This is a genomic window from Alistipes sp. CAG:29 (assembly GCF_000435435.1).
In the GTDB taxonomy this organism is placed as follows: domain Bacteria; phylum Bacteroidota; class Bacteroidia; order Bacteroidales; family Rikenellaceae; genus Alistipes; species Alistipes onderdonkii.
This window is the reverse complement of sequence record NZ_FR893450.1, coordinates 1-5243: the sequence shown is the minus strand read 5'-3', so window position 1 is coordinate 5243 and position 5243 is coordinate 1. Positions and strand designations below refer to the sequence as shown.

The 5243-nt window shown below is 58.9% G+C and carries 6 protein-coding genes; all 6 read right to left on the bottom strand.

The genetic code is table 11. From position 1 onward, the window contains the following. On the bottom strand, positions 1-799 hold a 799-nt coding region (locus tag QVP03_RS05340; protein WP_288210656.1), incomplete at its 3' end, for an Ig-like domain-containing protein. A 5-nt stretch (positions 800-804) separates the two neighbouring features. After that, positions 805-1764: a hypothetical protein gene (locus tag QVP03_RS05335; protein ID WP_256166555.1), complete on the bottom strand. Its 960-nt coding sequence runs from the start codon at positions 1762-1764 to the stop codon at positions 805-807. 13 nt (positions 1765-1777) lie between these two features. Next, positions 1778-2275, bottom strand: a complete 498-nt coding sequence (gene folK, locus QVP03_RS05330) for a 2-amino-4-hydroxy-6-hydroxymethyldihydropteridine diphosphokinase (RefSeq protein WP_022332531.1) — start codon at positions 2273-2275, stop codon at positions 1778-1780. A gap of 3 nt (positions 2276-2278) precedes the next feature. Next, on the bottom strand, positions 2279-3424 hold the full coding sequence (locus tag QVP03_RS05325; RefSeq protein WP_022332530.1) for a DNA polymerase III subunit: 1146 nt from the start codon (positions 3422-3424) through the stop codon (positions 2279-2281). A gap of 5 nt (positions 3425-3429) precedes the next feature. Beyond that, positions 3430-3618 carry a hypothetical protein gene (locus QVP03_RS05320; protein ID WP_022332529.1) on the bottom strand — a complete coding sequence of 63 codons (189 nt, stop codon included), beginning with the start codon at positions 3616-3618 and terminating at the stop codon, positions 3430-3432. A gap of 76 nt (positions 3619-3694) precedes the next feature. Beyond that, positions 3695-5164, bottom strand: a complete 1470-nt coding sequence (locus tag QVP03_RS05315) for a lipopolysaccharide biosynthesis protein (RefSeq protein ID WP_022332528.1) — start codon at positions 5162-5164, stop codon at positions 3695-3697. Positions 5165-5243 lie beyond the last annotated feature (79 nt).

The window sequence follows — 5243 nt, the reverse complement described above, 5'->3', positions numbered from 1 at the left end:
GCTGCGGTTCAGCCACGACATATTGGCGGATCGAATCGTACCACATGGCGAAATCGGGTTGCTCACGGGGGTTGTAGGTGCCTTCGAGGAAGCCTACCTGGTCGGAACCGGGTTCATAAATCTGGTTGTCGTTCTTGTCCTGGACGGCATAGACGCGGTAAGCGATCGGCTTGAGGTTCTGGGCGATGAAGATACCGTTGTTCTCGGCGCGGGCGATGACGGCCGGCTTGTACTTGAAGATCGTCGAGTCGTATTCGGCGACATTTTCCACCGAATCGGCGGGAAAGAACCAGATGAAGCTCTTCGACACGGAGTCGGCCTTATAGCTGTCGGCCGTATAACCCGACATGACCATCGAGTCGATCTCGGGCCCCGTCGAGAAGACATAACGCATCGAGTAGAGCGGGTTGCCCTCGTTGTTGTCACGGATGGCGCTGCCGAAGTTGAGCGCATAAGTCGTATTCGCCTCGAGCGTGTCGCGCAACTGGATGACGACCCCCCGTCCGCGCAGCGAAACGAGCGGTTTCTTCTTCATCTGCGGCGAGGTGAAGAACTCCTTTTGCTGATCCTTGAGCTGCACGAACTCGTCGAACTCGATGTAGATCTTCTCGTGGTTCACGAGCGGCCGGTTGGTCGAAAAGTTGTCGGGCGTCATGTTCACGATGACCGGGGGCAACGAGTCGCGGGGCCCTCCCGTGGGGGTCATCATGCTCGCGCAACGGCTCAGAAAGGCCGAAACGAAAAGCAGCAGCACGGCGGCACGCAGCGTGCGGACGATATGTCTTTTGCGGATATCCATCGTTATCATTTACTTGTATCCGAACCCTCCTGTTCCGGGTCGGCGTTCTTTTCATTGACCACACGCCAGCCCTCCTCGACATAGAGGTATTCCGGGCGCCATGTGCGGAAGACGATCGGGAAGGTCACGGGCTCGCCGTCGAGGTCGACCTCCTGCTTCGAATAGGCGTAAACCTCGTTGGTCTGATCGACCACGACCACCATCAGCGTCGAACTGCTCACTTCCATGCCGTAATCGCCCGACTCCTCTTTCGAGGCGGTGAAATTGGGGTTGGAACGGGTTTGCGACGGGTCGTTCTTCGAGGTGATGACACCGGCCGCGGCATCGACATACGAGGCGATCCTCCACGCCGTCGTATCGACGGCATAGGCATAGGCCTTGAGTTTCGAGGGCTCGGTCGTTTCGCCGCCCTCCTCGGCCTGCACCGAAGGTGCGATGTAACAATCGAGATAGGTCGGAGGCACATAGAACTGGTTGCGGAAAATCCAGTTGCCGTCCTTGTATTCCGTCCCCTCCTTCCACGGCTTGAAGACGACGGAAACGTAGAGCTTGGGGAAATTCTCGGCGATCTCCTGCTGGGTATAGCCGTAAATCCTGTGCTCGGTATCGACCGCGACGACCATTACCGAAGGTTTGTCGATCCGCATCGAGAGCCATCCGGCAATCCCTTCCTGCTGGTAGGGTTCGGCCGTCACGAGCGGCACGGTCTGTTTTTCGGACGGGTTGTCCCGCCGCGTAATGATCCCGGCCAGGGCGTCTTCGTAAGAAGCGACCTCCCAAAAGACCGTGTCGGCAGCATGGGCAAAAGCCTGCGCCTTCCCCTCGGGAAGCAATTGGGCGACATCGCCCGAGTTCTCCTGCACAAGCGGCTTGAGCACATAGTCCGTCCTGTACGAGACCTCCTTGAAACATCCCGCGAACAGCACGACGGCCATGAACAACGTTATTATTCGTCCCCTTTTCAATGTTCTCTCTTTTTTAATTTTCATTCGGGCGCAGGGCCTCGTACATCTCCTCCATGGTCTGCCCCGTGACCGGGTGGCGGCGCTGGCGCATGATTTCGCACAGCGGGGCCAGGGCGAATTCCCGCTCGGAGAGGAGCGGGTGGGGAACGGTGAGCCGCTCGCTTGCGATCACCTCGTCGTCGTAGAAGAGGATGTCGATGTCGATCGGCCGCGAGGTGTAGATCACGCCCGTACGGGCTTTCTCGACCGCTTCGGCCGCGCGGTTGCGGCCCAGTTCCTGCTCGATGGCCTGCACGGCCTCAAGCACCTCGAGCGGTTGCAGGTCGGTGGATACCTCTAGCGCCTGGTTCGAGAAATGCTGTTCGGCATCGAAGCCCCACGGCTTGCTCTCGTAACGGTGCGAACAACGCAGCACGGCGCCCACGCGGGCGTTGATGAGTTGTTGCGCAGCCTGGAGCGTCCGTTTCACGTCGCCGGTATTGCCGCCGGTAAGAAGTACTACACGTGCCATAAGTCAGAGTCGTTTTATCATTTTGCTCACCGCAAGGGCAAAATGGGTGAATACGATCGTCGGATTGCCATTCTGCGAAATCTGCGCCAAAGCGCTTTCGATCTCGCCGATGAGCGGTTCTATATTCTGCGATCCGATAAAAGGGGCGAATTTGGTACAGAAAGCCAGCTCCTCGCCCCAGAGGTAGCAGACTTCGCCGATGCCCGCATGGAGCATGTAACTCTCGCGCAAGAGGCGCGCGGCATCCCGCAGGAAAGCACGCTGCTGTTCGCGCGAAAGCTGTGCGGCATCTTCGGCCCAGGCGACGAGTTCCAGATGCTTGTCGTTGTAGCTTAGCCGCATAAGCCCGCAGAAGAGGTCGAAATTCTCTTTCCGCAAGGCATCGCTCTCGCCGGCCACGAGGTGTTTCAGTTCCAGCAGGTCGCCCCCTGCAAGACGGGCCATGTTACGGGCTTTCACCGGATCGGCGATCCCCCGCTCGCGGGCCACACGTTCCAGGACGTCGGGTGCGATGCGCGGCACGGCGACCTCCTGTGTACGCGAAATGATCGTCGGCAACAGGCGGTCGGGCTGCTCGGAAACCAGCAGGAAAAGCGTCTTTTCCCAAGGCTCCTCCAAGATCTTGAGGATCTTGTTAGCCGCCTCCTCGTTCATCGCTTCCGGGAGCCAGATCAGCATCGTCTTATAGTCGGCCTCAAAACTCTTGAACGAGAGTTTGCGGATGATTTCGTCGGCCTCACGGGCTGCGATCATGCCTTTGAGCGTCTTGCCCAGGTCGAGGCGTTCGTACCAGTCCTGCGCCGAGAAATAGCCGCCGTTTTCGGAGAAAACCGCGCGGAACAGCGGCAGGAATTCATCGCTGCGCATCACCTCGCCGGATTTCTTCCCCTGCTTGTTGACCGGGAAAACCAGGTGCAGATCGGGGTGCGCCAACGCAGCGATCTGCCTGCAGTCGGGACACTCGCCGCACGAATCGCCGTCATGGCGATGGTGGCAGCAAAGGTATTGCACATAGGCCACGGCAAGGGCGAGGGCACCCGCACCCGCCTGCCCTGTGAAGAGTTGGGCATGGCTCACCCGCCCTGCATCGACACTCTGCACCAGATGCCGTTTCAGATCCTCCTGTCCCGTTATGTCTGCAAAACGCATATCTTCTACTCCTTTTTCTTCTTCAAACTCCGTATCGTCTGCCGGGCGGCGATAGCCAGCAGCGCCAGCACAACGAATACCAGGACGATCGTACGGCCGTTGCCGCGATCCATCGAAAGCGCAAATACACCTCCCATGAAGAGCACGAAACTCATCGCCAGCACCACGGCCTTCTCTTTCACCTTCCGTTTCATCGCCATATCATTTCCCCACCGGGTTCACACTCGCCCCGGCAAGCACGGTTCGGATATACAGGTGTCTCGGCATTGTCTATTTCCGTTTCAGCGCCGCTCTCAGCATCGCCCCGACATCGATCCGCTCGCGGCGGACGAGGTAGACGGCATAAGCCGCAAACAGCACTATATTAAACGCATAGGTTATCAATTTATTGCCGTCGAAGGCCGTTACTGCTTCGCAGGCCGCAAAGACCGCAAGCGCCACGGCCACATACTCGCCGATGCGCCGCCAGTCGTAGGGCGTCGGGTAAAACCGGCGGTTGAGCCACCAGCTCACACCCACCATCGCCGACTCGCTCGCCAGCCGGGCCCAGGCAGCCCCGTAGTATCCCCACAGCGGGATAAACCAGAAACCGAAGGCCATCATGGCGACGAGCCCGGCACCCGTGACGACGATTGCCAGCGAGGTCTTTTCCTCGCGTTTGTACCAGAACGAGAGGTTGAGCCACACGCCCGTCAGCACGTTGGCCCCGAGCACGACCGGGAGGATGAAGATCCCTTCGCGGAAATCGCGTCCCACGATCAGCGCGAACAGGTCGCGGAACAGGGCGATGCCGAGGAAGATCAGCATCGAAGCCATGACATAGTATTTCAGCGCCGCGGCGTTCATCTGCACAAAATCGGACTTTTTGAAGTTCGAAAGGAAGAACGGCTCGGCAGCAAGGCGGTACATCTGGTAGAAAAGCATCATCACCACGGCGATCTTGGTGATAGCGCCGTAAACCCCCAGCTCTGCCATGGCCCCTTCGGGCACGAGGTATTTGATCAGCTGGCGGTCGATGAACTCGTTGGCCGTACCCGCCAGCCCGCCGATGAGCAACGGCAGCGAATAGGCGAAAACAGCGGCCAGCAGAGCCCAGTTGATCTTCGGCACGGTGCGGTCGACGGTGGCGAGGATTACCAGCCACGTCACGGCACTGGCGATAAGGTTGGCGACGAAGACCCACCCCACGCCGAACCCGGTGGAAAAAAGCCCGGCGAGGCCGAATGCCACGGCCAGGACGACATTGAGCACGACGCCCATCGCCTTGAGTCCGACGAACAGCATCGCCCGCCCCTGCTCGCGCAGCCGTGAGAAGGGGAGGCACGACCAGACGTCGAACAGGATGATGAGCCCTACCCAGACGATGTATTCGGGATGTGCCACATAGGCCTCGCCCATCAGGTGCGAAATCCCGTCGCGGAAGAAGGCGACGACGACAAAGAAAACGGCGGCGGCAAGCGAGGTGACGCCCCATGTCGTGGCAAAAAGCCTGCGTTTGGCGGCCTTCACGTCGCCGCCCGCCTCTTCGGCTTTAGCCGAGAAACGGAAATAGCTCGACTCCATACCCATCGTCAGCAGCGTGAGTGCCAGCGGGATCAGGGCGTAGATATCCGTGACGACGCCATAGGTCTCCTGCCCGAAAATACGGGTATAGTAAGGCGTGAGCAAATAGCTCAGGAACCTTACGGCAATGGTACTGATACCGTAGACGGCAGTCTGTTTTGCAAGTTTTTCGAGCATGGACACAGCTTATAGCCTGCAAATATACGAAAATTGCGGGGAAAAGGCTATGAACTGCACCCCAAAAGTTGGACATAAC